The organism is Brevundimonas sp., assembly GCF_032107865.1.
Classification (GTDB): Bacteria; Pseudomonadota; Alphaproteobacteria; order Caulobacterales; family Caulobacteraceae; genus Brevundimonas.
Window position 1 is genome coordinate 1 of the sequence record NZ_DAMCNG010000007.1, and the last position, 24,930, is coordinate 24,930.

At 64.2% G+C, this 24,930-nt stretch carries 25 protein-coding genes, 1 tRNA gene and 1 pseudogene; 12 read left to right on the forward strand and 15 right to left on the reverse strand.

What is annotated here, in order from left to right:
- Window positions 1-337: pseudogene (locus tag RT567_RS01340) on the reverse strand (competence protein ComEC); the annotation flags it as partial.
- Window positions 338-395: 58 nt separating this feature from the next.
- Here RT567_RS01340 and gltX point away from each other — a divergent pair.
- The 3 genes from gltX (at window position 396) to RT567_RS01355 (ending at window position 3,706) form a co-directional block, all read left to right on the forward strand.
- The gene (gltX, locus tag RT567_RS01345) at window positions 396-1,811 is read left to right on the forward strand and encodes a glutamate--tRNA ligase (protein WP_313573780.1); all 1,416 of its coding nucleotides are present in this window, start codon (window positions 396-398) and stop codon (window positions 1,809-1,811) included.
- Between the two features lie 67 nt (window positions 1,812-1,878).
- Window positions 1,879-3,180, forward strand: a complete 1,302-nt coding sequence (gene gltA, locus RT567_RS01350) for a citrate synthase (protein WP_313573782.1) — start codon at window positions 1,879-1,881, stop codon at window positions 3,178-3,180.
- A gap of 136 nt (window positions 3,181-3,316) precedes the next feature.
- Window positions 3,317-3,706: a cupin domain-containing protein gene (locus RT567_RS01355; RefSeq protein ID WP_313573784.1), complete on the forward strand. Its 390-nt coding sequence runs from the start codon at window positions 3,317-3,319 to the stop codon at window positions 3,704-3,706.
- 105 nt (window positions 3,707-3,811) lie between these two features.
- On the opposite strand, the gene RT567_RS01360 is transcribed toward RT567_RS01355, so the two are convergent.
- Together RT567_RS01360 and RT567_RS01365 are read right to left on the reverse strand one after the other, a co-directional pair.
- A complete protein-coding gene (locus RT567_RS01360; RefSeq protein WP_313573786.1) occupies window positions 3,812-4,660 on the reverse strand; it encodes a pirin-like C-terminal cupin domain-containing protein in 849 nt (282 codons plus the stop codon).
- Between the two features lie 309 nt (window positions 4,661-4,969).
- Window positions 4,970-6,568 carry an MFS transporter gene (locus RT567_RS01365; RefSeq protein WP_313573788.1) on the reverse strand — a complete coding sequence of 533 codons (1,599 nt, stop codon included), beginning with the start codon at window positions 6,566-6,568 and terminating at the stop codon, window positions 4,970-4,972.
- A gap of 84 nt (window positions 6,569-6,652) precedes the next feature.
- Here RT567_RS01365 and RT567_RS01370 point away from each other — a divergent pair, with 84 nt between their 5' ends.
- The gene (locus RT567_RS01370) at window positions 6,653-7,444 is read left to right on the forward strand and encodes a helix-turn-helix transcriptional regulator (RefSeq protein ID WP_313573790.1); all 792 of its coding nucleotides are present in this window, start codon (window positions 6,653-6,655) and stop codon (window positions 7,442-7,444) included.
- Between the two features lie 51 nt (window positions 7,445-7,495).
- On the opposite strand, the gene RT567_RS01375 is transcribed toward RT567_RS01370, so the two are convergent.
- Together RT567_RS01375 and RT567_RS01380 are read right to left on the reverse strand one after the other, a co-directional pair.
- Window positions 7,496-8,719 carry an MFS transporter gene (locus tag RT567_RS01375; RefSeq protein WP_313573792.1) on the reverse strand — a complete coding sequence of 408 codons (1,224 nt, stop codon included), beginning with the start codon at window positions 8,717-8,719 and terminating at the stop codon, window positions 7,496-7,498.
- 258 nt (window positions 8,720-8,977) lie between these two features.
- Window positions 8,978-9,457 (reverse strand): TetR family transcriptional regulator C-terminal domain-containing protein, encoded by a 480-nt coding sequence (locus tag RT567_RS01380; protein ID WP_313573794.1) that lies wholly within the window; start codon window positions 9,455-9,457, stop codon window positions 8,978-8,980.
- Between the two features lie 332 nt (window positions 9,458-9,789).
- Between RT567_RS01380 and RT567_RS01385 the strand changes: the two genes are divergently transcribed.
- Window positions 9,790-10,152, forward strand: a complete 363-nt coding sequence (locus RT567_RS01385; RefSeq protein ID WP_313573796.1) for a hypothetical protein — start codon at window positions 9,790-9,792, stop codon at window positions 10,150-10,152.
- 81 nt (window positions 10,153-10,233) lie between these two features.
- Entirely contained in the window at window positions 10,234-10,578 is a 345-nt protein-coding gene (locus RT567_RS01390) for a helix-turn-helix domain-containing protein (RefSeq protein ID WP_313573798.1), read from the forward strand.
- A 101-nt stretch (window positions 10,579-10,679) separates the two neighbouring features.
- On the opposite strand, the gene RT567_RS01395 is transcribed toward RT567_RS01390, so the two are convergent.
- Window positions 10,680-11,390 carry a glutathione S-transferase family protein gene (locus RT567_RS01395; RefSeq protein ID WP_313573799.1) on the reverse strand — a complete coding sequence of 237 codons (711 nt, stop codon included), beginning with the start codon at window positions 11,388-11,390 and terminating at the stop codon, window positions 10,680-10,682.
- A 178-nt stretch (window positions 11,391-11,568) separates the two neighbouring features.
- Window positions 11,569-12,180 (reverse strand): TetR/AcrR family transcriptional regulator, encoded by a 612-nt coding sequence (locus tag RT567_RS01400; RefSeq protein ID WP_313573801.1) that lies wholly within the window; start codon window positions 12,178-12,180, stop codon window positions 11,569-11,571.
- A 99-nt stretch (window positions 12,181-12,279) separates the two neighbouring features.
- Between RT567_RS01400 and RT567_RS01405 the strand changes: the two genes are divergently transcribed.
- Window positions 12,280-12,879, forward strand: coding sequence for an NAD(P)H-dependent oxidoreductase (locus RT567_RS01405; RefSeq protein ID WP_313573803.1), 600 nt, complete (start codon window positions 12,280-12,282; stop codon window positions 12,877-12,879).
- 18 nt (window positions 12,880-12,897) lie between these two features.
- Here RT567_RS01405 and RT567_RS01410 read toward each other — a convergent pair whose 3' ends face one another.
- Both RT567_RS01410 and RT567_RS01415 read right to left on the reverse strand, forming a co-directional pair.
- Window positions 12,898-13,272: a hypothetical protein gene (locus RT567_RS01410; protein WP_313573805.1), complete on the reverse strand. Its 375-nt coding sequence runs from the start codon at window positions 13,270-13,272 to the stop codon at window positions 12,898-12,900.
- A gap of 1 nt (window position 13,273) precedes the next feature.
- Complete coding sequence (locus tag RT567_RS01415; RefSeq protein ID WP_313573807.1) at window positions 13,274-14,164, reverse strand: NAD(P)-dependent oxidoreductase; 891 nt, start codon at window positions 14,162-14,164, stop codon at window positions 13,274-13,276.
- Window positions 14,165-14,289: 125 nt separating this feature from the next.
- Between RT567_RS01415 and RT567_RS01420 the strand changes: the two genes are divergently transcribed.
- The gene (locus RT567_RS01420) at window positions 14,290-14,613 is read left to right on the forward strand and encodes a helix-turn-helix domain-containing protein (RefSeq protein ID WP_313573809.1); all 324 of its coding nucleotides are present in this window, start codon (window positions 14,290-14,292) and stop codon (window positions 14,611-14,613) included.
- 63 nt (window positions 14,614-14,676) lie between these two features.
- Here RT567_RS01420 and RT567_RS01425 read toward each other — a convergent pair whose 3' ends face one another.
- Window positions 14,677-15,897 (reverse strand): MFS transporter, encoded by a 1,221-nt coding sequence (locus tag RT567_RS01425; protein ID WP_313573811.1) that lies wholly within the window; start codon window positions 15,895-15,897, stop codon window positions 14,677-14,679.
- A gap of 101 nt (window positions 15,898-15,998) precedes the next feature.
- On the opposite strand from RT567_RS01425, the gene RT567_RS01430 reads away from it, so the two are divergent.
- Entirely contained in the window at window positions 15,999-16,628 is a 630-nt protein-coding gene (locus RT567_RS01430; RefSeq protein ID WP_313573813.1) for a TetR/AcrR family transcriptional regulator, read from the forward strand.
- Window positions 16,628-17,800 (forward strand): serine hydrolase domain-containing protein, encoded by a 1,173-nt coding sequence (locus RT567_RS01435; protein WP_313573815.1) that lies wholly within the window; start codon window positions 16,628-16,630, stop codon window positions 17,798-17,800. The genes RT567_RS01430 and RT567_RS01435 overlap by 1 nt, the downstream gene beginning before the upstream one ends.
- Window positions 17,801-17,830: 30 nt before the next feature.
- On the opposite strand, the gene RT567_RS01440 is transcribed toward RT567_RS01435, so the two are convergent.
- Window positions 17,831-18,190, reverse strand: coding sequence for a nuclear transport factor 2 family protein (locus RT567_RS01440; RefSeq protein WP_313573816.1), 360 nt, complete (start codon window positions 18,188-18,190; stop codon window positions 17,831-17,833).
- 267 nt (window positions 18,191-18,457) lie between these two features.
- Here RT567_RS01440 and RT567_RS01445 point away from each other — a divergent pair, with 267 nt between their 5' ends.
- A complete protein-coding gene (locus RT567_RS01445) occupies window positions 18,458-19,264 on the forward strand; it encodes a helix-turn-helix transcriptional regulator (protein WP_313573818.1) in 807 nt (268 codons plus the stop codon).
- Window positions 19,265-19,620: 356 nt separating this feature from the next.
- Here the strand turns inward: RT567_RS01445 and RT567_RS01450 are convergent.
- From RT567_RS01450 to clpX, 4 genes are all read right to left on the reverse strand, one after another.
- Window positions 19,621-19,697: transfer RNA gene (locus tag RT567_RS01450), tRNA-Val, on the reverse strand.
- A gap of 46 nt (window positions 19,698-19,743) precedes the next feature.
- A complete protein-coding gene (locus RT567_RS01455; RefSeq protein ID WP_291781749.1) occupies window positions 19,744-20,019 on the reverse strand; it encodes an HU family DNA-binding protein in 276 nt (91 codons plus the stop codon).
- Between the two features lie 118 nt (window positions 20,020-20,137).
- Window positions 20,138-22,537, reverse strand: a complete 2,400-nt coding sequence (gene lon, locus RT567_RS01460; RefSeq protein WP_313573820.1) for an endopeptidase La — start codon at window positions 22,535-22,537, stop codon at window positions 20,138-20,140.
- Window positions 22,538-22,812: 275 nt separating this feature from the next.
- Window positions 22,813-24,081 carry an ATP-dependent Clp protease ATP-binding subunit ClpX gene (clpX, locus tag RT567_RS01465; RefSeq protein WP_087140556.1) on the reverse strand — a complete coding sequence of 423 codons (1,269 nt, stop codon included), beginning with the start codon at window positions 24,079-24,081 and terminating at the stop codon, window positions 22,813-22,815.
- 196 nt (window positions 24,082-24,277) lie between these two features.
- Between clpX and RT567_RS01470 the strand changes: the two genes are divergently transcribed.
- Window positions 24,278-24,925: an HAD-IB family hydrolase gene (locus RT567_RS01470; RefSeq protein WP_313573822.1), complete on the forward strand. Its 648-nt coding sequence runs from the start codon at window positions 24,278-24,280 to the stop codon at window positions 24,923-24,925.
- Window positions 24,926-24,930 lie beyond the last annotated feature (5 nt).

Here is a 24,930-nt window from a genome sequence, read left to right on the forward strand (position 1 = left end):
CCATGACCCAGCCCTCGAGCTGCGTGGGCTTCATGTCCGCAGGTGCGATCGGCGCCGCCACGGCCTCGGCCCTCAGATTGGCGAGCGCCAGGCCGCCGCCGAAACAGGCCAGCATCAACAGGACCAGCGTCACAGCCCGGGACGCCCCCCGCGCCCGCGCCACGATCCAGGCGCCGCACAACACCACGGCCGCCGTCGCCAGCGGCCACGTCGCCGGTTCATCCTTCAGCGCAAAGTAGGCGGCGCACCCTGCGCCGAAACAGACGGACGACCACAGGGGCCAGCGATCCGCCTGCGCCCGCACGTCATTGCGAAGACTGTCAAATAACCGGGCCATAAGGGTTCGCTTCCCCACGGGCGGGCGTATAAGACCCTGCCCTATGGACCCTGCCTCTATGACCTCCTCTTCCTCGACCGTCGTCACCCGCTTCGCCCCCTCGCCCACAGGCTACCTGCATATCGGCGGGGCGAGAACTGCGTTATTCAACTGGCTGTACGCCAAGGGACGCGGCGGCAAGTTCCTGATCCGGATCGAGGACACCGACCGTGAGCGCTCGACCGACGAGGCGGTGAAGGCCATCTTCGACGGCCTGTCCTGGCTCGAATTGTTCGGCGACGAAGAGCCGGTCTTTCAATTCGCCCGCGCCGACCGTCACCGCGACGTGGTCAACGAACTGCTGGCGACCGGCCACGCCTATCGCGACTTCCTGACCGCTGACGAGACCACGGCCCTGCGCGACCAGGCCAAGGCCGAGGGCCGCGACTTCGTCTCGCCCTGGCGTGATCGCGAACCGAGCGTCGACGATCTGGCCAAGCCGCACACGGTGCGCTTCCGCCGTCCGCTGGATCAGGCCGTCGCGGTCGATGACGCCGTGCAGGGAACCGTGCGCTGGGACTCGGCCTCGCTGGACGACCTGGTCATCCTGCGTTCCGACGGGGCGCCGACCTACAACCTGGCCGTGGTGGTGGACGACCACGACATGGGCGTGACCCACGTCATCCGCGGCGACGACCATCTGAACAACGCCGCCCGTCAGAGCCTGATCTACGACGCCCTGGGCTGGACGCGGCCGACCTTTGCCCACATCCCCCTGATCCACGGTCCGGACGGCGCCAAGCTGTCCAAGCGTCACGGCGCCCAGGCGGTGCACGAATACGCCGACATGGGCTATCTGCCCGAAGCCATGCGCAACTACCTGGCCCGTCTGGGTTGGGCGCACGGCGACGACGAACTGTTCAGCGACGAGCAGGCCCTGGCCTGGTTCGACCTGACCGGCGTCAACAAGGCCCCTGCGCGCCTGGACTTCGACAAGCTGGCCCACGTCAACGCCCATTGGTTGCGCCTGGCGGACGATGATCGTCTGGCCAAGCTGACCCTGGACGCCCATCTGGCGCGCGGTCGCACGCTTCAGCCGGACGACGAAGAACGGCTGCTTCGCGCCATGCCCTTCGTCAAGGATCGCGCCAAAACCATCCCAGAACTGGCCGATCAAACGGCATTCGTGTTGCAGGTGCGTCCGCTCGCCTTAAACGAGAAATCGGCCGGTTTGCTGCAAGGCGAAGGCGGCCAGCGAATTTCACGACTGCGTGAACGACTGGGTCTTTTCCAGAGCTGGGACGTCTTTGCTCTGGAAGCTGAGCTTAAGGTCTTCGCCGAAGAAGAAGGCGTAGGCTTCGGAAAAATCGGACCTTCCATGCGCGCCGCCTTGACGGGCGGCTCGACGTCGCCAGATATCGCACGCACTCTGTGCGCTCTCGGGCGCGACGAAAGTCTGGGACGCTTGGATGATGCGCTGCAACAGACTAAGTGATCACCCATAACCAACTCAGGCCGTCCGCCTCCCCGCGCGCCGGTCGAAAGAAGAACAAGGGGCCTAGATGACTGAACAAGCGAAACCCGCCGGCTCGGCGACCCTGTCCTACCAGGACAAAAGCATCGAGCTCCCCGTCCTCTCCGGCTCGACCGGCCCGGACGTCATCGACATCCGCAAGCTGTACGGCGGCACCGGCGCCTTCACCTTCGATCCCGGCTTCACCTCCACGGCGGCCTGCGAATCGGGCCTGACCTACATCGACGGCGATGAAGGCGTGCTGCTGCACCGCGGCTATCCCATCGACCAACTGGCCTCCAAGTCCAACTTCCTGGAAGTCTGCCACCTGCTGCTGCACGGCGAACTGCCGAACGCCGCCGAGTTCGAAGAGTTCGAGCAGAGCGTCACGCGCCACACCATGCTGCACGCCCAGTTCGACCGCTTCTTCGAAGGCTTCCGCCGCGACGCCCACCCGATGGCGATCATGGTCGGCACTGTCGGCGCCCTGTCGGCCTTCTATCACGACAGCCTGGACATCCATGACCCGGTCCAGCGCAACATCTCGGCCATCCGCCTGATCGCCAAGATGCCGACGATCGCGGCCCGCGCGTACAAGTACCACATCGGCCAGCCCTTCATCTCGCCGCGCAACGACCTGTCGTACGCCGAGAACTTCCTGCGCATGTGCTTCGCCGTGCCGGCCGAGGACTATCACGTCGATCCGGCCCTGGTGCGCGCCATGGACCGCATCTTCATCCTGCATGCCGACCACGAGCAGAACGCCTCGACCTCGACCGTCCGCCTGGCCGGTTCTTCGGGCGCCAACCCCTTCGCCTGTATCGCCGCCGGCATCGCCTGCCTGTGGGGCCCGTCGCACGGCGGCGCCAACGAAGAGGCGCTGAACATGCTGAAGGAAATCGGCACCCCGGACCGCATTCCTGAATTCATTCAGGGCGTTAAGGACAAGCGCTACAAGCTGATGGGCTTCGGTCACCGCGTGTACAAGAACTACGACCCGCGCGCGAAGGTCATGCAGCAGTCGGCCTATGAAGTGCTGGCCGCCACGGGCCGCGAGAACGACCCGCTGTTCCTGGTCGCCAAGGAACTGGAGCGCGTCGCCCTGCAGGACGAGTATTTCACCTCGCGCAAGCTGTTCCCGAACGTCGACTTCTATTCGGGCATCACCCTGTCGGCCATGGGCTTCCCCACCACCATGTTCACCGTGCTGTTCGCCCTGGCGCGCACCGTGGGCTGGATCGCCCAGTGGCAGGAAATGATGGCCGACCCGTCGCAGAAGATCGGCCGCCCGCGTCAGCTGTACACCGGCCCGACCGAGCGCGATTACGTGCCGCTGGCCCAGCGCGGCTAAGCCGTCGCACAGCGCAGAATGCCGAAACGCCGGGGCGCAAGCTCCGGCGTTTTTTCTTGGGCTTGCGAAAGATCAAGGCCCGGCGCCTCAAGACGGGTTAAGGGACGGTCCTCCCTGCTCTCCATGAGGATTCGCCATGCAAGGCTATCTCGACGACATCGAACGGGCGACGCTCGACAACGACGACTTCCGCCGGGTGCTCTACACCGGCCGCCACCTGCAACTGGTGTTAATGACGCTCCAGCCCGGCGAGGAGATCGGCGAAGAGGTCCACGAGGGCCACGACCAGTTCTTCCGTATCGAGCAGGGCCAGGGCCAGATCGTGATCGACGGCCTGTCGCGTCCGGCCGAAGCCGAGTCCGGCATCATCGTGCCCGCCGGCGCCCGTCACAACCTGATCAACACCGGGACCGAGCCGCTGAAGCTCTACACCCTGTACGGCCCGCCCGAGCACCGCGACGGCGTGATCCACGCGACCAAGGCCGACGAAGCCGAAGAGCATTTCGACGGCAAGACGTCGGAATAGGCTTCCCAATCTGACCCTGGGCCAGCATGGAACAGCGGCCGGACAGAGCCGGTTCCGGACGACATCGTCGCCGCCCGGACCTGGCTCTCGACCTTACCGCCGCGCTCAGGGCGCACTGAAAGGCGCGCCGAATCCTCCGGCGCGATAGTCGTTCATCGCCTCATCCAACTCGACCTCGGTGTTCATCACAAAGGGGCCGCGAGCGGCGACCGGCTCATTCAGCGGTGCCCCCGCCAGCACGACGACGTGCAGAGCGGTGGCGGCGGTGATGGACACCACGCTGTCCTCGGCCTTGCGCTCCATCCACAAGGTCGCGTCGGGGCCGCCCTGCGTCGCCGTCGCGCCGAACGTTCCTTCGCCGTCGATGACGTAGAGAAAGCCGTTAAAGCCCGCTGGAATGTCCTGGATGAACTCCGCGCCGGGCTCCAGACGAATATCCAGCATCATCACCGGCGAATGGCTCTGAGCCGATCCCACCACGTCGCCGGAGCGCCCGGCGATAACCCGCGCCTCGACGCCGGGCTCGCGCCGCACCGGCATGTCAGCCCCCCGCAAGTCCTGATAGCGCGACGGCGTCAGCTTGTCCTTGGCCGGCAGGTTCAGCCACAGTTGCAGCACATGAACGAAGCCGTCGTCCGCCGGAATTTCATTGTGGATCACGCCTCGGCCCGCCGTCATCCACTGGGTGTCGCCCGGCCCCAGCTCGCCCCCGCCGCCCTTGTTGTCTTCATGGCGCAGACGGCCTGACATCACATAGGTGACGGTTTCAAAACCCCGGTGCGGATGCGGCCCGAAGGCGCCCCGCTTGAAGCGATCGTTCATCATCGACAGGAAGGGATCATGCTTCCGCCAGTCGCCCGGCATGACGGCGGCGCGTCCATCGCGGATGGCGTCGCGGTGCATGGGTTGCGAGCGCGTGACGCTGACGATCGCGCGTTCAGGTGTATTCGACATGGCCGTCTCCTCGTTGCAAGCGCCGCACTGGCGCCTTTGGCCCGATGTGGGATGGGTCCTCTTGCACAACAAGCGATCCAGGCCTCCTCAGCGTCCCATTAGTAGAACGCATGGGCGCAAATTTGCGCAATTACCAAGCCATCGTTCCCAATTACGGGACCCAAGAGCCCCTCCCGCAAGCGCACCTACCCGCTCAGACACCCAGGCCACGGTCGTCTCGCCCTGGCCGCCGTCGGAGTTCCGGTTCGCACTTCCGTGATCTGGGCAAGCGCCTGAGGCCGTCATGTCAGATGAGAAGAGCCTCTCGCCTTAGGGATCGGAGACCGCGCTCGGGAGAGCCGCCTCATGGCGGTCGCCTTGGCCGACATGTCGCAACAAGACCGCCGCCAGGACCGCCAGAAGCGCGACGCTCACGGCGCTGACCAGCGCGGCCGCGCTGAACCCCGCCATGAAGGCCGCTTGCGCTTTCGCCATGAGGCCCGGCGGCAGTTCCGACGCGACCGAAGACGCCGCCCACAGGCTGTCGCCGACCGCCTTGTGCGCCGTCTGGCCGAGGGCCTCAGGCAACTGATCCAGGATCGTGCGGCGATAGACAGCGGTGGCGAGACTGCCCAACACGGCGATGCCGACCGATATGCCCAAATCCTGCGCCGTCTCAGACATCGCGGAAGCGGACCCCGCCTTGTCGACCGGCGCCGACCCGACGACAAGATCCGTCCCCAGCGCCGCGATCGTGCCAAGCCCGAGATAGGCTAGCGAGAAACCGGCGACGACAAGCGCGGCTCCAGGAGCGCCGCCGCCCAGTTGGGCCAGCATCAGATACCCCACCGCCGATAATCCCAACGCGCCCGCCACCACATATCCCGGACGAACGTATCGGGCGATGAGCGGCGCGGTGACGCCGGCTGCGATCATGGCGAGCGCCGGCGGCCCCATCCAGAGACCCGCGACCAAAGGCGAGAAGCCCATCACCAGTTGAAGGTATTGCGTGACCAGCAACATCGTCCCGCCCACGGCGACGAGCCCGAACAGAAGCACGATCAACGCCACGCTGAAGGCTCTGTCGGCGAACAGGCTCATGTCGAGCAACGGGTCGGCGAGCCGCCGTTGCCGACGGACGAACACCCAGGCAAAGACGAAGCCGACGACAAGGGCGCCGATCGATTCAGGCCCCAGGCCGTCCTTGGCGATCTGCTTGACGCCGTAGACCACGGGCAGCATGGCCCCCAGCGACAGGACGACGCTCGCCAGATCCAGGCGGCCGGCGTTCGGCGCCCGGTATTCCGGCAGCAGGACCGGCGCCAACACGATCAACAACCCGACCACCGGCACGGCCAGCAGAAAGGCCGCGCCCCACCAGAACTGCTCCAGCAGAACCCCGCCCACTATCGGTCCCAACGCCATGCCGAACGCGAACATGGTCGCCCAGATTCCAAACCCCAGGGCGCGCTGCCTGGGATCGGCGAAAATGTTGGCGATCAGCGCCAGAGTGGACGGCATTAGGGTTGCGGCGGCGATGCCAAGCAAAGCTCGCGCGACGATCAACATGACGGCGCTGGTGGATAAGGCTGCGAGCGTGGACGCCACGGCGAAGGCGGAGGCGCCGATCATCAGCAGTTTGCGGCGGCCGATACGGTCGCCCAGCGTTCCCATGGTGATCAGGAACCCTGCGATCAGGAAGCCGTAGGCGTCCATGATCCACAAGGCCTGCGTGCTGGTCGGCTGCAGATCGACGGCCAGCGCGGGCAAGGCCAGATGCAACAGCGTCAGATCCAGGCCGAGCAGCACTGTCGGCAAGGCAAGCAGCGCCAGTCCCAGCCATTCGCGCGCGCCTGCCCGCACCGCTGGCGACGCGGGCGCCTCAAAATCCTTAGAGAATTGAAGTTCGGGGTCATCCTGAAAAGCCATGTCGTCTCCTTGTCGGAGCACCTTTCAAGGCGTGCCTATCATGTTACAATATAAGAAATTATCCTGTTACTAGAGGCGCCGTTCTTGTCCAACCGCACGCTTGCACGCACACGAAGCGACCTCTCCGTTTTTCTGACCCGTCACAGAAAGGCGCTGATGCCCGTCAATGCGGGACTGCCCTCGACCGTCCGCCGACGCACGCCTGGCCTGCGTCGGGAGGAAGTGGCTGCGCTCGCCGGCGTCGGTCTCACCTGGTACACATGGTTCGAGCAGGGGCGCGACATACAGGTCTCCGAGGCGTTTCTGCTGAAGGTGGCGAAGGCGCTGCAACTGGACGACGCCGCGTGCGGCCATCTGTTTCTGTTAGCGCACAGGCGGCCCCCGCCTCTGGAAGCCTATCAGTGGCCGTCCGTCAGCCCCCTCATCCAGGATCTGCTGAACGACCTGACGACGCGGCCCGCCTATGTCGTCAACCTCCGATGGGATGTCATCGCCTGGAACCCGACCGCCGACCATCTTTTCGATTTCACGAACCGCGCACCAACGGATCGCAACATCTTGCGCATGGTGTTCGCCGATCCCGCGTTCCGGCGACGCCTTCTCCACTGGCTCGATGAGGCGCCGAAGCTGGTCGCACAGTTCCGCTATGATCTGGCCAGCGCGCCTGACGATCTGGCGATGGCGGCTCTGGTCGATGAGATAAAGCTGGTCTCGCCTGACTTTCGCCGATGGTTCGAGCAACCGAGCATGGAACACCCTGCTCGGGGCATCAGCGCCATCCTGTCGCCCGACGCAGAGCCATACGGCTTCCTGCATGAAATGCTGACCGTCGATGAGTACCGCCACCTGCGGATGGTGGTCTATTTCCGACGCTGACTTTGCGGAACAGCCTCAGTGCGTGCGCCGCCCAAGCGGGCGTGCGCAACACTAAACGACCTTGGCTGCTCTCGCCCCCTTTGGCCGTCTCGACATCGACAACGACAGCAACAGGGCGAGCGCCGCCAGGACAGCGGCCACAAAGCCGAGGTTGTCGGCTCCCGCCCATTCGATCCCGAGGCCGCCGATGGAGCCCGACAGCGCGATCGCCAGATACAAGACCGCCTGGTTGAGCGAAACGAGCCCCCCTGCGGCCTCCGGATTCAGAGAGATCAAGCGGTGCTGCTGCGGCGTGGTGATGGCGAAGGCGGCGACGCCATAGAATGCGATCACGGCGAAGGCCCAGTTCAGGTGCTCAGTCGCAAACCGCAGGATCAACATGCTGATGATCAGCCAGATCAAGGCGATCGCCACCACCCTGGGGCCGCCGATCCGGTCCGCAAGAAACCCGGCGCCCAGATTGCCGATGGTCCCCACGACACCGAGCGTCGTCATGAGACCGGCGAGGTAGAGGCTGCTGCCTTGCGTCGCGCCGTCGAAAATGACGCCCATATAGGTGTACGGCATATAGACCGCCGTAAACGCCAGCAGCGTCACGCCCAGCACTGCAATGACCCGGGGATCCACCAGGAACCCCAGTTGATCGCGCAGGCTTGTCGTCATCGCGACGACTGTCCGCCGGGAAATGAAGACGCCGACGCCGACTGCGCCCCCCGCCGCCAGCCCCGTCGCGAGCCACAGGGTTGATCGCCAGCCGAACAGCCCTCCGAACGCCGTCCCAAGGGGCGCCCCCAGGGCGGTGGCGGCGGTGAAACCGCTGACCACCAATGCGATCGCTCGCCCCCGGTGCGCCGGGGACACCATCGCCGCCGCAGTGACCGTGGCGGTCGGCACGAACAGCCCCACCCCAAGCGCCGCCACGACCTGCCCCAGGAGCACCTGGACATAGGAAGGCGCCAAGGCCGTCCAGACGCTGCCCGCCAGATAGACGCTCACCGCGACAACCAGGACGCTGCGCCGCTGCCACGCTCGGGTCGCGGTCGTCAGGACAGGCCCCGCGATCGCACAGGTCAAGGCAAAGAGGGTGATAACCTGCCCCGCCATCGATGGAGAAACGCCGAGCGAGCGACTCAGCAACGGCAGCAAGCCCGCCAGGACGAACTCGCCAGTTCCGACGACGAACACGCCGAAGGCCAGCATCGCGACCGACAGCCACGGGTTCGGGGTTTCTGGGTTCTTGGCCTCGCCTGAAGCCTGGGACACGGCGCCTGCCATGATGGACCTTTCTGGCGCGGCGCTCCCGCACCATCGCCAAGCTGTTGATTGGAAAGAAGGCATAAGCATCCGCACAGCGCGACGCCTGTTCGGCGCGTCTGCCGTCGCCCTGGAAGGGCTTCGATAGGGATGCTGACTCCACACACGGCGTCAGACCTCGTCAGGTCATCCGACGTCGGGGAGCTTCAAAACGGATAGTCCCGGCGGCATGGGCCGGGCCTGACGGTCAAAGACTGGAGGCGATGAGGGACCGGCGCCTCATTCAGATCGGACCGCCTGGATCAGACGGCCGGACGCCAGACGCGCCCGCCGAAACTGCTCCTGATCATCCATCAACGCGGCCACATTGGCCGACGCCTGATGGGCGATGAGCTCGAAAGCGACCTGATCGACCTCGACGTCGCGTCGCAACGCCCCCTCGCTGAGCGCGTCGTTCAACAGCGCGATCATGCGGCCTCGCGCCTCGACGCGATGCAGTTCCACCCGATCGCGAATATCGCCTGGGCGCGTCCGGTATTCATTGCTCAATGCATGGATCAGGCACCCGCCGGGCAAGGTTCTCTGCTCCACAAAATCATACCAGCCCTCGACAAGCGCAATCAGACGATCAACCGCCCTGGCCTTCATCAGCGCCGGGCCGACAACCGTTTCGACATAGAGATCCACGCCGGCCTCGATCGTCGCAAGCTGCAGCGCCTCCCGGTCGCCGAAAAGCACCTGAACATTGCTCTTCGCCACGCCGGCCTCCGAAGCCACGCGACCGAACGTCAGCCCTTCCAGCCCCTCAAGCGAAGCCATCCGCGTCGAGCTGCGCAGGATATCGGCGCGAGCACGATCTCCGCGCTCCTTCCTTTTATCGGCACTCTTCATCTCGCCTCACATCGGAACCTTGATCAGGTCACTAAATATATACATACGTTCGTATATGTAAATGCGGAGCCTGAATATTCTCACCCGCGCGCCCATGCCCCCGCACCTGACGCCTGCGCTAACGTTGCGCATTTCGTCCGCTCAACGGATCAGATAGTCATCGACCGACGCTCGCTCACTCGAAAGCCGGAGAGCCGATTTTGACATATGCCGTCCTGGCGTCGATTTTTGATATCGGCTTCGGTCTCTTTCACTTGATGTTCTGGCGACTGTTCGGCTGGCCCTCGACGCTTGCGTCATCCGGAACGATCAACACCGCCGTCACTCAAACGCTCAATGTGATGCTGACCTACTGCTTCTTCGCCTATGGCGTCGCTCTGTTCTGGTTGAGAGCAGATGAGAACATGGGCGTGCTGGCCATGGCGGGAGCGGGCTTCTGGTTGCTCAGGGCCATCCTGCAACCCATCTTGTTTTCCGCCAGAAACCGCCTGTCCATCGTGCTGACCATAATCTTCCTTGTCGGCGCCGCCTTGCACGCAACGGCGGCCCTGGCCAACCCATAGGCTCGCGCCGTCAGGCGCACAGCGTGTCCACGCCTCGGCCCGCCAGAGGCCGTTTCGGGCGCAAAAACAGGCAGGGATCCAATGGCGAAAACACAACCCGACAGTTGCGGCCTGGGTCCCGCCTTTCAGGTGATCGGCGGCAAATGGAAGGCGTTGGTCCTATGGACGATCCGCACCGAGCCGCGCCGCTTCGGCGCATTGAAGCGGCTCATTCCCGACATCAGCGAGAAAATGCTGATCCAGCAATTGCGCGAGATGGAGGCCGACGGTCTGGTCCGCCGCGAAGTGTTCCACGAGTCCCCTCCGCGCGTGGAGTATTCAGCCACCGAGCTCGGCGTCTCGCTGGACGACGCCCTGGGTCCGCTCGCCGCCTGGGGCAAGATGCATGGCGCCAACATAGAGGCGCGAAAGCCGCAACAGGGCTGACGCCGCTATTTCATCCAAGATCATATCCAGACAGCGATCGTGAGAGCTCCATGGCGAATGGAGCTCTCTTGGTCTCTTCCGGTTGAGGCCAGGCCGCGCTCTCACTCAGCGGCCAGCACCTCCTCCATCTCTTGTAACGCCATGTGGCCGAGGAAGCCGCCAGCCGATGTCGCCGGCCTCTCGTCCTCAATCGCGTGGGCGAAGATCACCGCCGGATCAGCCTCGAGCTTGGTCATATGAGCATGCAGGCGGGGAAACTCCCTCGCGAGGTCGAACAGACCCAGATCCTCTCCCCAACGGGCGACGCCGATGAAATAGGCGTCGGCGACCGTCCGGTGGTCCCCGACCAGCCATTCGCGCCCCTCAAGACAGGTTTGCAGATAGGCGTAGTCACGCGCAGCACTGTCACGCGCCGTCTTTCGCAGCCACTGGCGGCCGACGTCGTCATCCTGGGCCAGCTTGTATGTGCTCCACCCGTAGCCGAGGCTCGAGTGCAGCGACGTGTGCAGGTAGGACAGCATCCAGTTCAGCCTGTCGAACGCGGGGCTTCCCTGAGCAAAGCCCAGCCCTTTGTCCAAGCCTTGCGCCGCGATGTGGTGAAGGATGGCCATGCTCTCGCTCAGCGTGCCGCCGTCCCCCATGAGAAGCGCAGGCGTCTGCCCCAACGGGCTGGCTTTGGAAAACGCACCGCCGGGCCTCTGCGCGCCCATGTCGATGCGATGTAGATGATAGGGGCGTCCAAGCCATTCCAGCGCGACGATCGAACCGAACGAGCAGCCATGCGGCACGCCGTAGAAAAGTACAGGGTCCATGTCTTGTCCTTGTTGAAATCGGCCGCGCGACAAGCGCAGCGGTGCTCAACATCTAGACATCGCCTTCATATTTTCGAGTGCCTACTTTTTCGTAAGGTACTGACCTTAAAGTAAGAATTCAGGAATTCTGGCGACAACCCCGATGCAAAACCTTATGCTGCGGGACACCGAAGCGTCGTCAGGCAAAACCGAGCACCGCATGATGTCGGCGCCTTGGGCGGCTAACCCTCGCCTCAGCCCGATTCACAACATCAATGATGACGCCGGCCAGCGCGCCACACGCCTCGTCTCGAGAGAGCCGCCGCTGCACCGCCGCGCTGGACAAGGCGTCCGCCGCGCCCTGAAGGACGAGCAGGCCCGCAGCAGACACCGGCGCGCTCGAAAACGGCGCCAAGAGTTCGCGGCAGCGCGCCTGCCAGGTCTCGTCGTATTGCTGCTTCTGCGTTTCAAGCTCGGGCGCGCCGGACAGGGCGGCGCCGACACCCGGAATCTCGACGCCCTGCCCCAGGACGCAATCGACATAGGTTTCCGCAATCGCCGAAGAGACGGCCTGAAGCGTCGCGGGCGCGGCAGCAAAGATCTGCTCCATCCTTAGCGCCTGCTGCTCATCGTACTGGGCGTAAAGCGCCAGCAGCAAGGCGTTCCTATCCTCGAAATGGCTGTAGACGACCGGCTTCGTGACACCCGCCTCCTCCGCCAGCCGCCCTAGCGTCAGGGCGTTCACGCCGGACGTACGGATCATGCGCCGGGCCGCCTCCAGCAACTGAGCGCCACGCGCGCCGCGCGACATTCGTTGACGAGACGCCGTCGTAGGCGCGGAGGAGATTGACGACATCAGCGCTATATACCATTAGTAACTTACTAAAAGTATATAACGGAATCCCGCCCCATGAAAGCGCTCGTCGTCACGGTTCACCCGGACCCGTCATCCCTCACCCACGCAGCCGCCGCCGCCATCGCCCGGGGGGTCGACAGAACAGGGGCAACCAGCGAAATCGCTGACCTCGTCAAGGAAGGCTTTGACCCGCGCTATCGTCTGGACGACAGAGCCGTCCACCACCGCCGATCGGCGCCCCCGCCGGACGTGGCGCGCGAACAGCAAAGGCTCGAGAGCGTGAACGCCCTGGTGCTGGTCTACCCGGTCTTCTGGTGGAGCATGCCGGCCTATCTGAAAGGCTGGATCGAACGGGTCTTTTCAAACGGCTGGGCCTTTGAAGACGGCCCCGGCGGAAAAGGGCTGATCAAGAAGCTGGACTGGCTTCCGGTTCACCTCCTTGGTCTCGCCGGGGCGGATCAGGCCGTTTACGAACGGCGCGGATACCGCGACGCCATGATCACCCAGGCCGAGCTGGGCGTCTTCAACTACTGCGGCGCGCCGGTTCGTTCTTCCGAGATTCTGTACGCCTCTGAGACCAGCAGCGCTGTGCTCGCACTGGAAACTGCAGAGCGTTTCGGAGAGCGCGTCAGCCTGGACTTGCTGCGTCCATGACCAGCTCCCTCATGACTGTCAGTCCCGTTTCGCGGCTTGCATCGGCCCAAAAAAGCCGATGACACGTGTCATCTGCTTCAACCTCGTGTCGAAGAAGGCCACGTCCAAACCCTCTGGAAAGGACGCCCCGTCAGGCGTCACGAACTTCCACGAGAAGCGTGCGATGTCATGGTGAACATCCACTTCGCTTGTCCGCAAGATGCGGACGCCAGGGTGCTTTTCGTGAACGCCCGCAATGTGCGCTAGAAATTCTTCAGCGCCGGAAGCGTGGATCATTGGGTCCGTGTAGGTTGCGCCATCGCTCCAGATCGGGAGCAACAACGCCCGCCGCTGCTCGGCGTCGTCTTTGGACCAGGCCGCGCAATATGAATCGATGAGAAGAGACAACGACATCTTACTTGTCTCCCGGCTTTCCCAGGAAGTGCGATAGCGCCGCGAAATCATCATGTTCGCGGCCAGCGGCGATCGCCCGTCGGAAGATCGCGTCATACCCCTTGACCACAGAGAGGTCGATGTTGCGCGCCTCCATCAGTTCCAGAAGATGCTGGAGCGAACTGTAGTGCGGGGAAATCGAGGATAGCGTCTCGTCGTCGCTGGCGAAAAGGCCGGCGTTTGTCCGCTTGATGAGATCGGTCACAAGCCCATCAACGACGGGCGCAGTCGCCGCCCACTGCCGCGCCAACTGGTCAAGATCGATGTCCTCGGCCTGGCACACCGCAATCGCATGGAGCGTTCCGAACAACGCTCCCCACATGAGAGCAAGCATGGCGCTATCAAGCGCGTTCGCACGCCCCGGCTCTTCGCCAACATGCTGCACATTGCCGCCCAGGGCGCCAAAGACACCCTGGTTCGCGTCAAAAGCCTCCCTTGGCCCCGAAATCAGTATTGTCCCGGCCTCTGTGCCGATGAAATCCGGCGTCGCCATGATCGCGCCGTCGAGATAGCCGGCTCCGTGCCCAGCAATCCAGTCAGCGGCTTCGCGTGCGCCGTGCGGCGTCCCAGAAGTGAGCTCCACAATCAGCTTGCCACGCATCGCTGAAGCAACGCCATCGCTGTGCAGCAGAACGGCGGTTGCAGAATAGTCGGTGACGTTCACGATGACTATGTCCGCCGCCTCGACGGCTTCCCGCACGGATGCTGCGACAGCGGCTCCGGCGGCCGCCAGCGACGCGGTCTTTTCCGCTGTCCTGTTCCAAACGGTCGTTCGATATCCCGCCTGAAGCAGTGAGCGGGCGAGCGCCGACCCCATGCGTCCGGTCCCCAGGACACTGATTGTAGGCTTCATTTCGACACCCCATATTGGTCAACGCAACACTCGGCTCCCTTGCCGTTTGGGAGAGCTAAAATGCGCGAGGCGCAACGCCAATACGCACGCAGGCGCAAGTGGTTACTTGGGGGTAAGTAGGTCGAATGAACGCACACACGGACAATGGCTTTTCGACCGCGATGAAGATGGTCGCCGGCAAGTGGAAGATAAATATTCTTTGCGAACTCGGCGCCGCGCCTCGCCGATTTGGCCGATTGCGGCAGGCGATACCTTCGATTAGCGAAAAGATGTTGACGCAAAACTTGCGCGACCTGGAGGCTGACGGGCTTGTGCATCGAAAAGTCTATGCAGGATCACAGGCCAAGGTCGTCTATTCCTTGACGGAAAGCGGAGCGGCGCTCAATGCCGGCGCCGAGGGATTATGCCGCTGGGCGGAACAGTTCCCTTGCTCGGGCCAGCCCAAATGATCAGCGCGAGACGCCGCTAACTTCCCCTCGCCGATCACCCGGACGCGCCGCCTGCGCTCGGCGTCACCTAGAAGGTCTGAAGCGGCGCGGCATCAGGGTGACCAGGCCGAACAGCGCCAGCGCCACCCCGATCCACAAGGGCGACCGCAAGCCATACCCGGCCATAATGCCTGCGCCGCCGAACCAGGCGCCCGCCGCCAGCCCGACGTTGATGACCGAGGTGTGCACCGTATTGACCAGGGGGCCGGGATGGGCCGCCTTCATGACCCGCGAAATCATCGCAGGGTTCATCGGCACGCCCACCAGTCCGATCGCGATGAAGGCGGCGACGCTGATCACGCGATGGTCCGCAAACAGGGCGAAAATCACGAGCAGCGCCGCCAGGGCGATCAGGCCGGCGACCAGGATGGGGATGGCGTATCGGTCGGCGAAGCGGCCGACCACCATGTTGCCCACGACGTTGGCGGCCCCATAGACGCCCAGCAACAGCGGTACGGCGGCCGGCGCGAAACCCGTCACATCGGTAAATATGGGCGAGACGTAGCTGAAGGCGGCGAAGACGGCGCCGATGATCAAGCCGCTGGTGGCGTAGGCGGCCCACAATCGGCCATTGCGGAAGGCCGCCAGCTCCTGGGCCAAACTGGCCCGGACCGCCTCTTTCGACGCCGGGACCAGGGCGGCGATCACCAGGGCGCAAAGAACCGCGAGCGCCACCACCAGCCAGAAGCTGGCGCGCCAACCGAAATGCTGATCGATCAGAGTCGCCGCCGGCACGCCGAGAACCGTCGCCAACATCAGGCCGGCCAACACGATCGAAGCCGCGCGCCCTCTCGCTTCCGGTCGAACCAGATCCGCGCAGATAGACAGGGACACGCCGAAACAGGCCGATCCAGCGACCCCGGTGATGATGCGAGCGACGACCATGACGCCATAACCGTCCGCAGTGGCGGCCACTATCCCGCCGACGGCGTAAAGCGCCAGCAGGGCCAGCAAGGCTCGCTTGTTGGGTATTCCAAGCTTGAGCAAGACCGCCGTCAGCACCGGCCCGCCCAGCACCATGCCGCCCGCGTAGATGGAGATCAGATAGCCGACCTCGGCCACTGAAACGCCGAAGGCGGCGGACAACGACGGCATCATGCCCGCCACCATGAACTCCGAGGTCGTCAGCGAGAAGATCGTCAGTCCCAGGACATAGACCACCAGAGGCATTCCCCGCCGCCCGGCCTCCTGTTGCGGCGCGTCGCCCGATGCGTCGCCTGACGCTGTGGTTTCCATCGTCGTCATGCCTGACCCTTATTTATGTATGATTGATTACATAAATGGCTAGTCAGCTTGTCGAGCTCGGTCAATCAGTTTATGTAGCCAAGAATACAGAAAGGATTTCCATGGCAGTCCGAGGCCGCCCCCGCAGCTTTGATCGCGCGCTGGCCTTGCAGCGGATCATGGATGTCTTCTGGGCCAAGGGGTATGAAGGCGCGCAGGTCAGCGACCTGACGGCTGCCGTGGGGATCGCCCCGCCGAGCTTCTACGCCGCCTTCGGCTCCAAGGAAGCGGCCTTCCGAGAAGCGGTGGATCTCTATGTGGCGACGACAGGGTCGGCCGCCGTGCGCGCGTTGGATCAGGGTCCGACCGCCCGCGACGCCATGCACGCCATGCTTCAAAGCAGCATCGACACGGCGCTCGCCGCGCCTCAGTCGAGCGGCTGTCTGCTTGTCCTGGGCGTGGTCAACTGTCAGCCGGACACTGAGCCCTTGCGCGATCTGCTCATACGCATCCGAGCGGATACGGAAGCCGCTGTTCGCGCCCGCCTGGACCGCAGCGTCCTCGAGGGCGACCTGTCGCCTTCGGTCGACACACGGGTGCTGGCCAACTACTTCAGCATGCTGATGCAGGGCCTTTCGATGCAGGCCAGAGACGGCGCCTCTCGCGACGCGCTGGAAGCCCTTGTCGCCCCATCCCTCGCTATCCTGACTTGTGACGCCCCGCCCCTCGCCAAAAGACGGAGCCCGCCTTGATGAACGACCTGGAACACGCAATGGCGGCAGCGACCGCCCTGCAGCCCGGCGTGGTGATCGCCGTCCTGGATGGAGATGTCTCCCTGCGGGCGGCAGGTCATGTCGACCTGGAGAAATCCGCAGCCCTGGCGCCGGACGCCATATTCCGTATCGCCTCCCTGACCAAGCCGATCACCGCCGCCGCCCTCATCATGCTGATGGAGGAGCACGGCGTCGCCCTTTCCGACCCGGTCGCTCGCTGGCTGCCGGAGTTGGCCGATCCCCAGGTTCTGGTCAGCCTTGACGTCGAACTGGATCAGACCGTTCCCGCCCGGCGCGAGATCACGGTCGAGGATGTGCTGACGTCACGCACGGGAACCGGCATCATCCCGGCCGCGCCGGGCAGCACCCCGATCCAGCGCGAGATCGAACGCCGGCAGATCGTCGGTTTCGGTCCTCCTGACCCCTCGACGCCCATGGACCAGGACGAATGGATCGGCCGGCTCGGCGCCCTACCCCTGCTCGCCCAGCCCGGCGACCGCTGGTTCTACTCCGTCTCGTCAAACATCCAGGGCGTGCTGGCGTCGCGTCTCGCCGGGTCTCCGCTGTCACAGGTTCTGCAAGAGCGCATCTTCGCCCCGCTGAGCATGAACGACACGGGCTTCCATGTCAGGCCCGAACAGGCCTCTCGCTTCACCCCCGCCTATTCCAGCGACCTGGCGCTGTCGGACGATCCCGCCCACAGCCCCTGGGGCAAGCCGCCCGCATTTGAAGGCGGGGAAGGCGGGCTGGTGTCCACCGCCGCCGACTACATGGCCTTTGTGAAAATGCTGCACGCCGGGGGCGACACCCCCAAGGGGCGCATGATCGACGAGACCTGGGTCAGGCGCATGTTCTCGGATCACCTGACCGACGACCAACGCGCCGACGCCGCCTATTTCCTGGACGGCCGAGGCTGGGGTTACGGCGTCTCGGTCGATGCCGGCCGCACCACCGCCGAGGCCATGACCGGCCAGGTCGGTTGGGCCGGAGGGCTGGGAACGTCATGGTTGAGCAATCTCAAGGATCAGACCGCCGTCGTCGTGCTCTGCGCCAGGGCCCTCGATGATCCCGAAGTCTATGCAAGCCATCTGGCGCTTCAGGAGGCGGCGCTTACGCCTGGCCAGCCAAGCGCTCCATCCGACCAAGCCTAGCCGCTCGCCGCCCCCGGCACGACGACTTACTCAAGTCTCCAAACGGTCGATAAAGCCGATCACAGTGGCGATGCGCTCATCGTCAAGCAACACCACGTCGCTTCCCAGAATAACTGACGGATCACCCACCGGACCTAGCCCCCAAGAAAAGCGCGCCGTATCGGCATAGCCGTCGACAGGGCCCTTCAGGACAAAGACGAAGCCGGGGAAGCGTGCATGGACAGCGGCGATCAGAGCGTCGATCTCATCCTGCCCACGCCCCGCCATGAGCGGATCGGCATAGCTGGCTCCCTCAGTCCAGTGCGCCTGCAGGAGCGCCCGGCGCTGAGCGACGTCGCTTGCGTTCCAGGTGGCGATGTAGGCGGCGGCTATTGTTTGAAAGTCGGACATTGTTTTGTCTCCTCAGCAAGAGGCCCCGATCCTTGTCGCCGCCCGCTCCAGCCTCAACTACCTCCGACGTAATCGTCGCCCTCGGAGCGTGCGGCTATAGGAACGACTTTCCATGACCGCGGACCAACGGGGTCGGTCGCTCTCTCCTCTGAGAAGAAGAATTGGGGACGTCCGTTGATCCATGAGATGGAAGGACCACAATGTAGCGCTTCATCAGGCCAGGTCGTCCGGCTGCGACCTTGAACGAGCCCCCAAGCAGGAGAAAAGATGACAGAGCTCCTGCAATCGGTCGGCGACGTGTTGAGGTTCTGGCGCAAGCGCCGACGGCTGAGCCAACTGGCCCTCGCGCTGGAAGCAGACGTATCGGCGCGCCACCTCAGCTTCGTGGAAAGCGGCCGGTCGTCCGCCACACGGGACATGTTGCTTCGCCTGGCCAGGTCGCTCGATCTCAGTCTGCGCGAGCAACACCGACTGCTACGCGCCGGAGGATATGCGTCGCCGCTTCAGGAACGCCCGCTGGAGACCCCGGAACTGGCGGAGGCCCTGTCCGTGGTGAAGGCGGTTCTAGCAGCCCACGATCCTTTCCCGGCCGTCGCGGTGGACCGTCACTGGACCCTGGTCGCCGCCAACGAGGCTCTGCGTCGGCTGATCAGCGGCGCGCGTCCCGAAATGCTGGAAGCCCCTGTGAATGTGCTGCGCCTCAGCCTGTCGCCCCGAGGGCTGGCGCCCGCCATTCTAAATCTTCCGGAATGGCGGGCCTATGTCCTCCATCGACTTCGGAGGGAAGCCGATATTGCGGCGGATGAGACGCTGGAGCGCCTTCACGCCGAGCTGGAAGCCTCTGCAGGCCCGACGCCGTTGCAAGCACCGAGCAAGGCCCCAGGCGTGGCGACGCTTCTCGTCATCAAGGATCCCGCCAGCGGTCGGCCTCTGTCCTTTCTGTCGACCACGACGGTGTTCGGCTCTGCAACAGACATCACCCTGTCTGAACTAACGCTTGAAGCCTTCTATCCGGCGAACGAGGAAACGCGCTTCGCACTGTTGGAAAGTCGGTCAGCCCTTCAGGCGCGTTGATTGGCCTGACGCCGTCGCTTGCTGCCGCTTGGCGACAGTCGAACCATGGAATTCATGATCAGCGATTTCATCGAACACGCCTATCGACTGGCGAGGCGGGGCAGCGAGAATCTCAGGCCCGAAGCCTCAACGCCGTGATCCATTTCAACGGCGAACCGATCCTGCGCGTGAAGCGCGCCCTCGAAAGCTGCGTTGTGGACGCCGCTGGCTTCCTGGGCATGTCCGCCACTAGAGGCGCCATCGATCAAGCTTTCAGGACGACGTTCGGAACCGGTTCGGCTCCACCAAACCGGGGACCAACTCACTAGAAAAGCCGCGCCACCTTAAGGTAGCCTAGTATTTTCAATGAGTTATGATGGTAGGCGGCGACGGGTTCGAACCGCCGACCCTCTCGGTGTAAACGAGATGCTCTGACCAGCTGAGCTAGCCGCCCACATCATCCGACTCAGCGTCGGGACAGGCTTCATGCCCTGTGGCGGTCAGCCGTTCAAGGCGCTTTTCAAGCCTTCGCCGGGACGAAAGCGCGCGGTGCGCGAGGCCGGGCGGGCGATCTCCTGGCCGGTCTGGGGGTTTCGGGCCACGCCCGCCTTGCGGTCCACGGCGACGAAGCTGCCGAAGCCGACCAGCCGCACGTCGCGGCCCTGAACCAGCGATCCTGTCACCTGATCGGTGAAGGCTTCCAGCGCCAGCTTGGCCTGATCGCGGCTGATGCCCGCCGCCTCGGCCATACGGCCGATCAGTTCCGTCTTGGTCATGTCTGCGGCTCCCCTCGCGAACGAAGCGCGCACTTAAGCGACAGTCCGCTCCCAGGTCAAAAAGAAGGCGGTCCGGGTCGCCCCGAACCGCCGTCCTTCATCTGGTCAGAACCCGGCGTCAGTGGCTGACGCTGGCCCCCTCGCCCGCCATCGGCGCCGGAGGCGTCGGCGACATGGGCTCAGTCGCCTCGTCCCACTCGACGGGGGTCGGCGTGCCGGTCAGGGCCCACTTCAGCGCCTCGTCGGCGGTGGAGATCGGTACGATCTCAAGGGCGGCCTTCACATTCTCCGGCACGTCCTCCAGGTCCTTCTCGTTCTCCTGCGGGATCAGCACGGTCTTCACGCCCGAACGCAGCGCCGCCAGCAGCTTCTCCTTCAAGCCGCCGATGGCCGTCACCCGGCCGCGCAGGGTGATCTCGCCGGTCATGGCGATGTCCTTGCGGATCGGAATGCCGGTCAGGACCGACACCATGGCCACCGTCATGGCCACGCCGGCCGAGGGGCCGTCCTTGGGCGTGGCGCCGTCGGGAACGTGGACGTGGATATCGGTCTTCTCGAACACTGGCGGCTTGACGCCGATGCTGAGGGCGCGGCTGCGGACGTAGGACGCCGCCGCCGAGATCGACTCCTTCATGACCTCCTTCAGGTTGCCGGTCACGGTCATGCGGCCGCGGCCCGGCATCTTCAGGGCCTCGATGGTCAGGATGTCGCCGCCGAACTCGGTCCAGGCCAGGCCGGTGACGATGCCGACCTGATCCTCGGAGTCCGTCTCGCCATAGCGGAACTTCTTCACGCCCGCATATTCAGCCAGCTTGGCCGCATCCACGGTGATCGAGGCGGCCTTGGTCTTGGCCATCTCGCGTACCGCCTTGCGGGCCAGACCGCCCAGGGCGCGTTCCAGCGAACGCACGCCGGCTTCGCGCGTGTAGTAGCGGATCAGGTCGCGGATCGTCTCGTCGGGGACGATCAGTTCCTCTTCCTTCAGGCCGTGGTCCTTGAGCTGCTTGGGCAGGACGTGGCGCTTGGCGATCTCGACCTTCTCGTCCTCAGTGTAGCCCGAGACGCGGATGATCTCCATGCGGTCCAGCAGGGGCTGGGGCATGTTCAGGCTGTTGGCCGTGGTGACGAACATCACCGGCGACAGGTCGTAATCGACCTCCAGATAGTGGTCGCCGAAGGTCGAGTTCTGGGCCGGGTCCAGCACTTCCAGCAGAGCCGACGACGGATCGCCGCGCCAGTCGGCGCCCAGCTTGTCGATCTCATCCAGCAGGACGAAGGCGTTGGTGGTCTTGGCCTTCTTCATCGACTGGATGATCTTGCCGGGCATGGAGCCGATGTAGGTTCGGCGGTGGCCGCGGATCTCGGCCTCGTCGCGCACGCCGCCCAGCGACATGCGGACGTATTCACGCCCCGTCGCCTTGGCGATGGACTGGGCCAGCGAGGTCTTGCCGACACCCGGAGGGCCGACCAGGCACAGGATCGGTCCCTTCAGGCTGCCGGTGCGCGCCTGAACGGCCAGATACTCGATGATCCGTTCCTTGACCTTCTCCAGGCCGTAGTGATCCTCTTCGAGGATATCCTCGGCCTTCTGCAGGTCGATGGCCTTGGGCTTGGTCTTGGACCACGGGATCGATAGCAGCCAGTCGAGATAGTTGCGCACCACGGTCGATTCCGCCGACATCGGCGACATATTGCGCAGCTTCTTCAGCTCCGCCTCGGCCTTGATGCGGGCCTCCTTGGACAGGCGCGTCTTCTTGATGCGCTTTTCCAGCTCCAGCAGTTCGTCACGCGCGTCGTCGGTTTCGCCCAACTCGCGCTGGATCGCCTTCATCTGCTCGTTCAGATAGTACTCGCGCTGGGTCTTCTCCATCTGCCGCTTCACGCGGCTGCGGATCTTCTTCTCGACCTGCAGGACGCTGATCTCGCCTTCCATCAGGCCATAGACCTTCTCCAGCCGCGCCGGGATGACGACGGTTTCGAGCAGGGCCTGCTTGTCGGCGATCTTGACCGACAGATGGGCGGCGACCGAGTCCGCCAGCTTGGACGGATCGGTGATCTGGGGAATGGCGCTGAGGGCCTCGGGCGGAACCTTCTTGTTCAGCTTCACATAGTTTTCGAACTGCTCAATCACGGCGCGCAGCAGGGCTTCGCTCTGCGACGGATCGCCGGCCTCGTCGTCGATCTCGACGGCTTCGGCTTCGTAATAGTCCTCACGGTCGGTGAAGCGGGTCAGGCGCGCGCGCGACTTGCCCTCGACCAGCACCTTCACGGTGCCGTCCGGCAGCTTCAGCAGTTGCAGCACCGTCGCCAGCACGCCGGTCGAATAGATGGCGTCCGTCGCCGGATCGTCGTCGACCGAGTTCATCTGGGTGGCGAGCAGGATCTGCTTCTCGCCCTTCATGATCTCGTCGAGGGCGCGCACGGATTTTTCGCGCCCGACGAACAGCGGCACGACCATGTGCGGAAAGACGACGATGTCTCTCAGCGGCAGGACAGGGAGGATTTTGCTCTCGGTCATGATGCGTACTTTCCGGGGCCCTCGTGAATCTCAGGCCCGCCGAACCGATCCGACTTGGCGTTACTGCCGCCTCGTCTCGACTCGACCCGCTATTTTGAGCGGCTTTCGTGTGAGTATGTGGTTCTGTCTGGACGCGGTTCAAGCGTAACGGGGCGGCGGCCCACAGAAGCGTGAAAAAGCGTGTGATTTCAGACGAGCTGTTCAGCCGAACCTGAAACGATGAAGGGGCGGCCCGTGGCGAGCCGCCCCTTTTTCGCTTGGATCAGGCCGAGGCGTCAGGCGGCGCCGTCGGCGGTCTTCTTCTTGGTTTCCGAATAGATCAGCAGCGGCTGAGCCTTGCCGTCGATCACCTCGGCGTTGACCACGACCTCTTCGACACCCTCGAAGGTGGGCAGCTCGAACATGGTCTCCAGCAGCACGCCCTCCAGGATGGAGCGCAGGCCGCGGGCGCCGGTCTTGCGGGTGATCGCCTTCTTCGCCACCGCCGACAGGGCGTCGTCGGTGAAGGTCAGGGTGACGTTCTCCATTTCGAACAATCGCTTGTACTGCTTGACCAGAGCGTTCTTCGGCTCGGTCAGGATGGTGATCAGCGCCGCTTCATCCAGATCTTCCAGCGTCGCCAGGACCGGCAGACGGCCGATGAACTCGGGGATCAGGCCGAAGCGCATCAGATCGTCAGGCTCGACGCCCTTGAGGATGTCGCCGGTGCGGCGCTCGTCGATTTCCTTGACCTTGGCGCCGAAGCCGATGGAGGCCCCTGCCCCGCGCGCCGAGATCACCTTCTCAAGGCCGGCGAAGGCGCCGCCAACGATGAACAGGATGTTGGCGGTGTCGACCTGCAGGAACTCCTGCTGCGGATGCTTGCGGCCGCCTTGCGGAGGCACGGAGGCGACCGTGCCTTCCATGATCTTCAGCAGGGCCTGCTGCACGCCTTCGCCCGACACGTCGCGAGTGATCGACGGGTTGTCCGACTTGCGCGAGATCTTGTCGATTTCGTCGATGTAGACGATGCCGCGCTGGGCCCGCTCGACGTTGTAGTCCGACGCCTGAAGCAGCTTCAGGATGATGTTCTCGACATCCTCGCCCACATAACCGGCTTCGGTCAGGGTCGTGGCGTCGGCCATCGTGAACGGCACGTCGATGATGCGCGCCAGCGTCTGAGCCAGCAGCGTCTTGCCCGAGCCGGTCGGCCCGATCAGCATGATGTTCGACTTGGCCAGTTCGACGTCGTTGTTCTTCGTCGCGTGATTCAGGCGCTTGTAGTGGTTGTGAACGGCGACGCTCAGCACCTTCTTGGCGTGGCTCTGACCAATCACATAATCGTCGAGGACGTCGCGGATCTCCTTGGGCGTAGGCACGCCGTCCTTGGAGGTCTTGAACGCGATTTTGTGCTCTTCGCGGATGATGTCCATGCACAGTTCGACGCATTCATCGCAGATGAAAACGGTCGGTCCGGCGATCAGTTTGCGGACTTCGTGCTGGCTCTTGCCGCAGAACGAGCAGTAGAGCGTGCTTTTGGCGTCTGTGCCGGCGGCTTTGGTCATAGACCCTTCTCACTATCCGCGATCCGCCCCGACATTGGGACGAAAGGCGCTTCCTTCACGATCGATCCAAGGAATCTATCATCGAAGGTCTTCAAAAAATGACAATCACCCATCACACGTTCCGCCACAACCCCGTTGCGGCGCCGCAGCGCGCTTCGGGGAGCAGACAGGACAGATAATATGGGGATCACGGCTAATGTCTGACATGGGAAGCGAAAAGGCCTTTCACCAGTCCCCTGCCCCCGGCCAGGCCATCGTCGCCTTTGATTTCGACGGCACCCTGACGATTCGCGACAGCTTCACCGAGTTTCTGAAGTGGCGGGCCGGTCCCCTGCGCTGGGTTCAGGGCCTGGCGCGTCTGATCCCGGCCGTCTTCGACTATCTGAGCGACAAGGATCGCGGCCGGATCAAGGTCGCCTCGGTGCGCGAGTTCCTGATGGACGCCGACCGCAAGGCGCTTGAGGCCGAGGCCGAACGCTTCGCCACAGACATCTGGCCGCGCTTCATGCGACCCGACGCCCTGGCGACGTGGGAAGACTGGGGCCGTCGCGGCGCCCACCGCGTCATCGTCACCGCCTCGCCCGAAACCACCGTCGCCCCCTTCGCCCGCAAGCTGGGCGCCGAGAACCTGATCGGCACCCGCCTGGCCTTCGACGACCAGGATCGCGTGCTGGGAACCTTCGTTGGCGGGAACTGCCGGGGCGAGGAGAAGATGCACCGCCTGCGCGCCGTCTATGGTGCGGACATGCAGTTGGCCGCCGCCTATGGCGACACCTCGGGCGACGCCCAGATGATCGCGGCGGCCGAGGAAAAGGGCTACCGCGTCTTCACTGCCCGTCCCTGAGCGCA

What these genes read in the sequence shown, in the direction of transcription:
- RT567_RS01455 (WP_291781749.1), bottom strand. Translation starts at nt 20,019, where the DNA reads ATGACCAAGACGGAACTGATCGGCCGTATGGCCGAGGCGGCGGGCATC.
- RT567_RS01410 (WP_313573805.1), bottom strand. Translation starts at nt 13,272, where the DNA reads ATGTCGTTGTCTCTTCTCATCGATTCATATTGCGCGGCCTGGTCCAAA.
- gltA (WP_313573782.1), top strand. Translation starts at nt 1,879, where the DNA reads ATGACTGAACAAGCGAAACCCGCCGGCTCGGCGACCCTGTCCTACCAG.
- RT567_RS01405 (WP_313573803.1), top strand. Translation starts at nt 12,280, where the DNA reads ATGAAAGCGCTCGTCGTCACGGTTCACCCGGACCCGTCATCCCTCACC.
- RT567_RS01430 (WP_313573813.1), top strand. Translation starts at nt 15,999, where the DNA reads ATGGCAGTCCGAGGCCGCCCCCGCAGCTTTGATCGCGCGCTGGCCTTG.
- RT567_RS01445 (WP_313573818.1), top strand. Translation starts at nt 18,458, where the DNA reads ATGACAGAGCTCCTGCAATCGGTCGGCGACGTGTTGAGGTTCTGGCGC.
- RT567_RS01390 (WP_313573798.1), top strand. Translation starts at nt 10,234, where the DNA reads ATGGCGAAAACACAACCCGACAGTTGCGGCCTGGGTCCCGCCTTTCAG.
- RT567_RS01395 (WP_313573799.1), bottom strand. Translation starts at nt 11,390, where the DNA reads ATGGACCCTGTACTTTTCTACGGCGTGCCGCATGGCTGCTCGTTCGGT.
- RT567_RS01400 (WP_313573801.1), bottom strand. Translation starts at nt 12,180, where the DNA reads ATGTCGCGCGGCGCGCGTGGCGCTCAGTTGCTGGAGGCGGCCCGGCGC.
- RT567_RS01435 (WP_313573815.1), top strand. Translation starts at nt 16,628, where the DNA reads ATGAACGACCTGGAACACGCAATGGCGGCAGCGACCGCCCTGCAGCCC.
- RT567_RS01440 (WP_313573816.1), bottom strand. Translation starts at nt 18,190, where the DNA reads ATGTCCGACTTTCAAACAATAGCCGCCGCCTACATCGCCACCTGGAAC.
- RT567_RS01425 (WP_313573811.1), bottom strand. Translation starts at nt 15,897, where the DNA reads ATGACGACGATGGAAACCACAGCGTCAGGCGACGCATCGGGCGACGCG.
- RT567_RS01470 (WP_313573822.1), top strand. Translation starts at nt 24,278, where the DNA reads ATGTCTGACATGGGAAGCGAAAAGGCCTTTCACCAGTCCCCTGCCCCC.
- RT567_RS01360 (WP_313573786.1), bottom strand. Translation starts at nt 4,660, where the DNA reads ATGTCGAATACACCTGAACGCGCGATCGTCAGCGTCACGCGCTCGCAA.
- RT567_RS01365 (WP_313573788.1), bottom strand. Translation starts at nt 6,568, where the DNA reads ATGGCTTTTCAGGATGACCCCGAACTTCAATTCTCTAAGGATTTTGAG.
- RT567_RS01420 (WP_313573809.1), top strand. Translation starts at nt 14,290, where the DNA reads ATGAACGCACACACGGACAATGGCTTTTCGACCGCGATGAAGATGGTC.
- RT567_RS01375 (WP_313573792.1), bottom strand. Translation starts at nt 8,719, where the DNA reads ATGGCAGGCGCCGTGTCCCAGGCTTCAGGCGAGGCCAAGAACCCAGAA.
- gltX (WP_313573780.1), top strand. Translation starts at nt 396, where the DNA reads ATGACCTCCTCTTCCTCGACCGTCGTCACCCGCTTCGCCCCCTCGCCC.
- RT567_RS01415 (WP_313573807.1), bottom strand. Translation starts at nt 14,164, where the DNA reads ATGAAGCCTACAATCAGTGTCCTGGGGACCGGACGCATGGGGTCGGCG.
- lon (WP_313573820.1), bottom strand. Translation starts at nt 22,537, where the DNA reads ATGACCGAGAGCAAAATCCTCCCTGTCCTGCCGCTGAGAGACATCGTC.
- clpX (WP_087140556.1), bottom strand. Translation starts at nt 24,081, where the DNA reads ATGACCAAAGCCGCCGGCACAGACGCCAAAAGCACGCTCTACTGCTCG.
- RT567_RS01355 (WP_313573784.1), top strand. Translation starts at nt 3,317, where the DNA reads ATGCAAGGCTATCTCGACGACATCGAACGGGCGACGCTCGACAACGAC.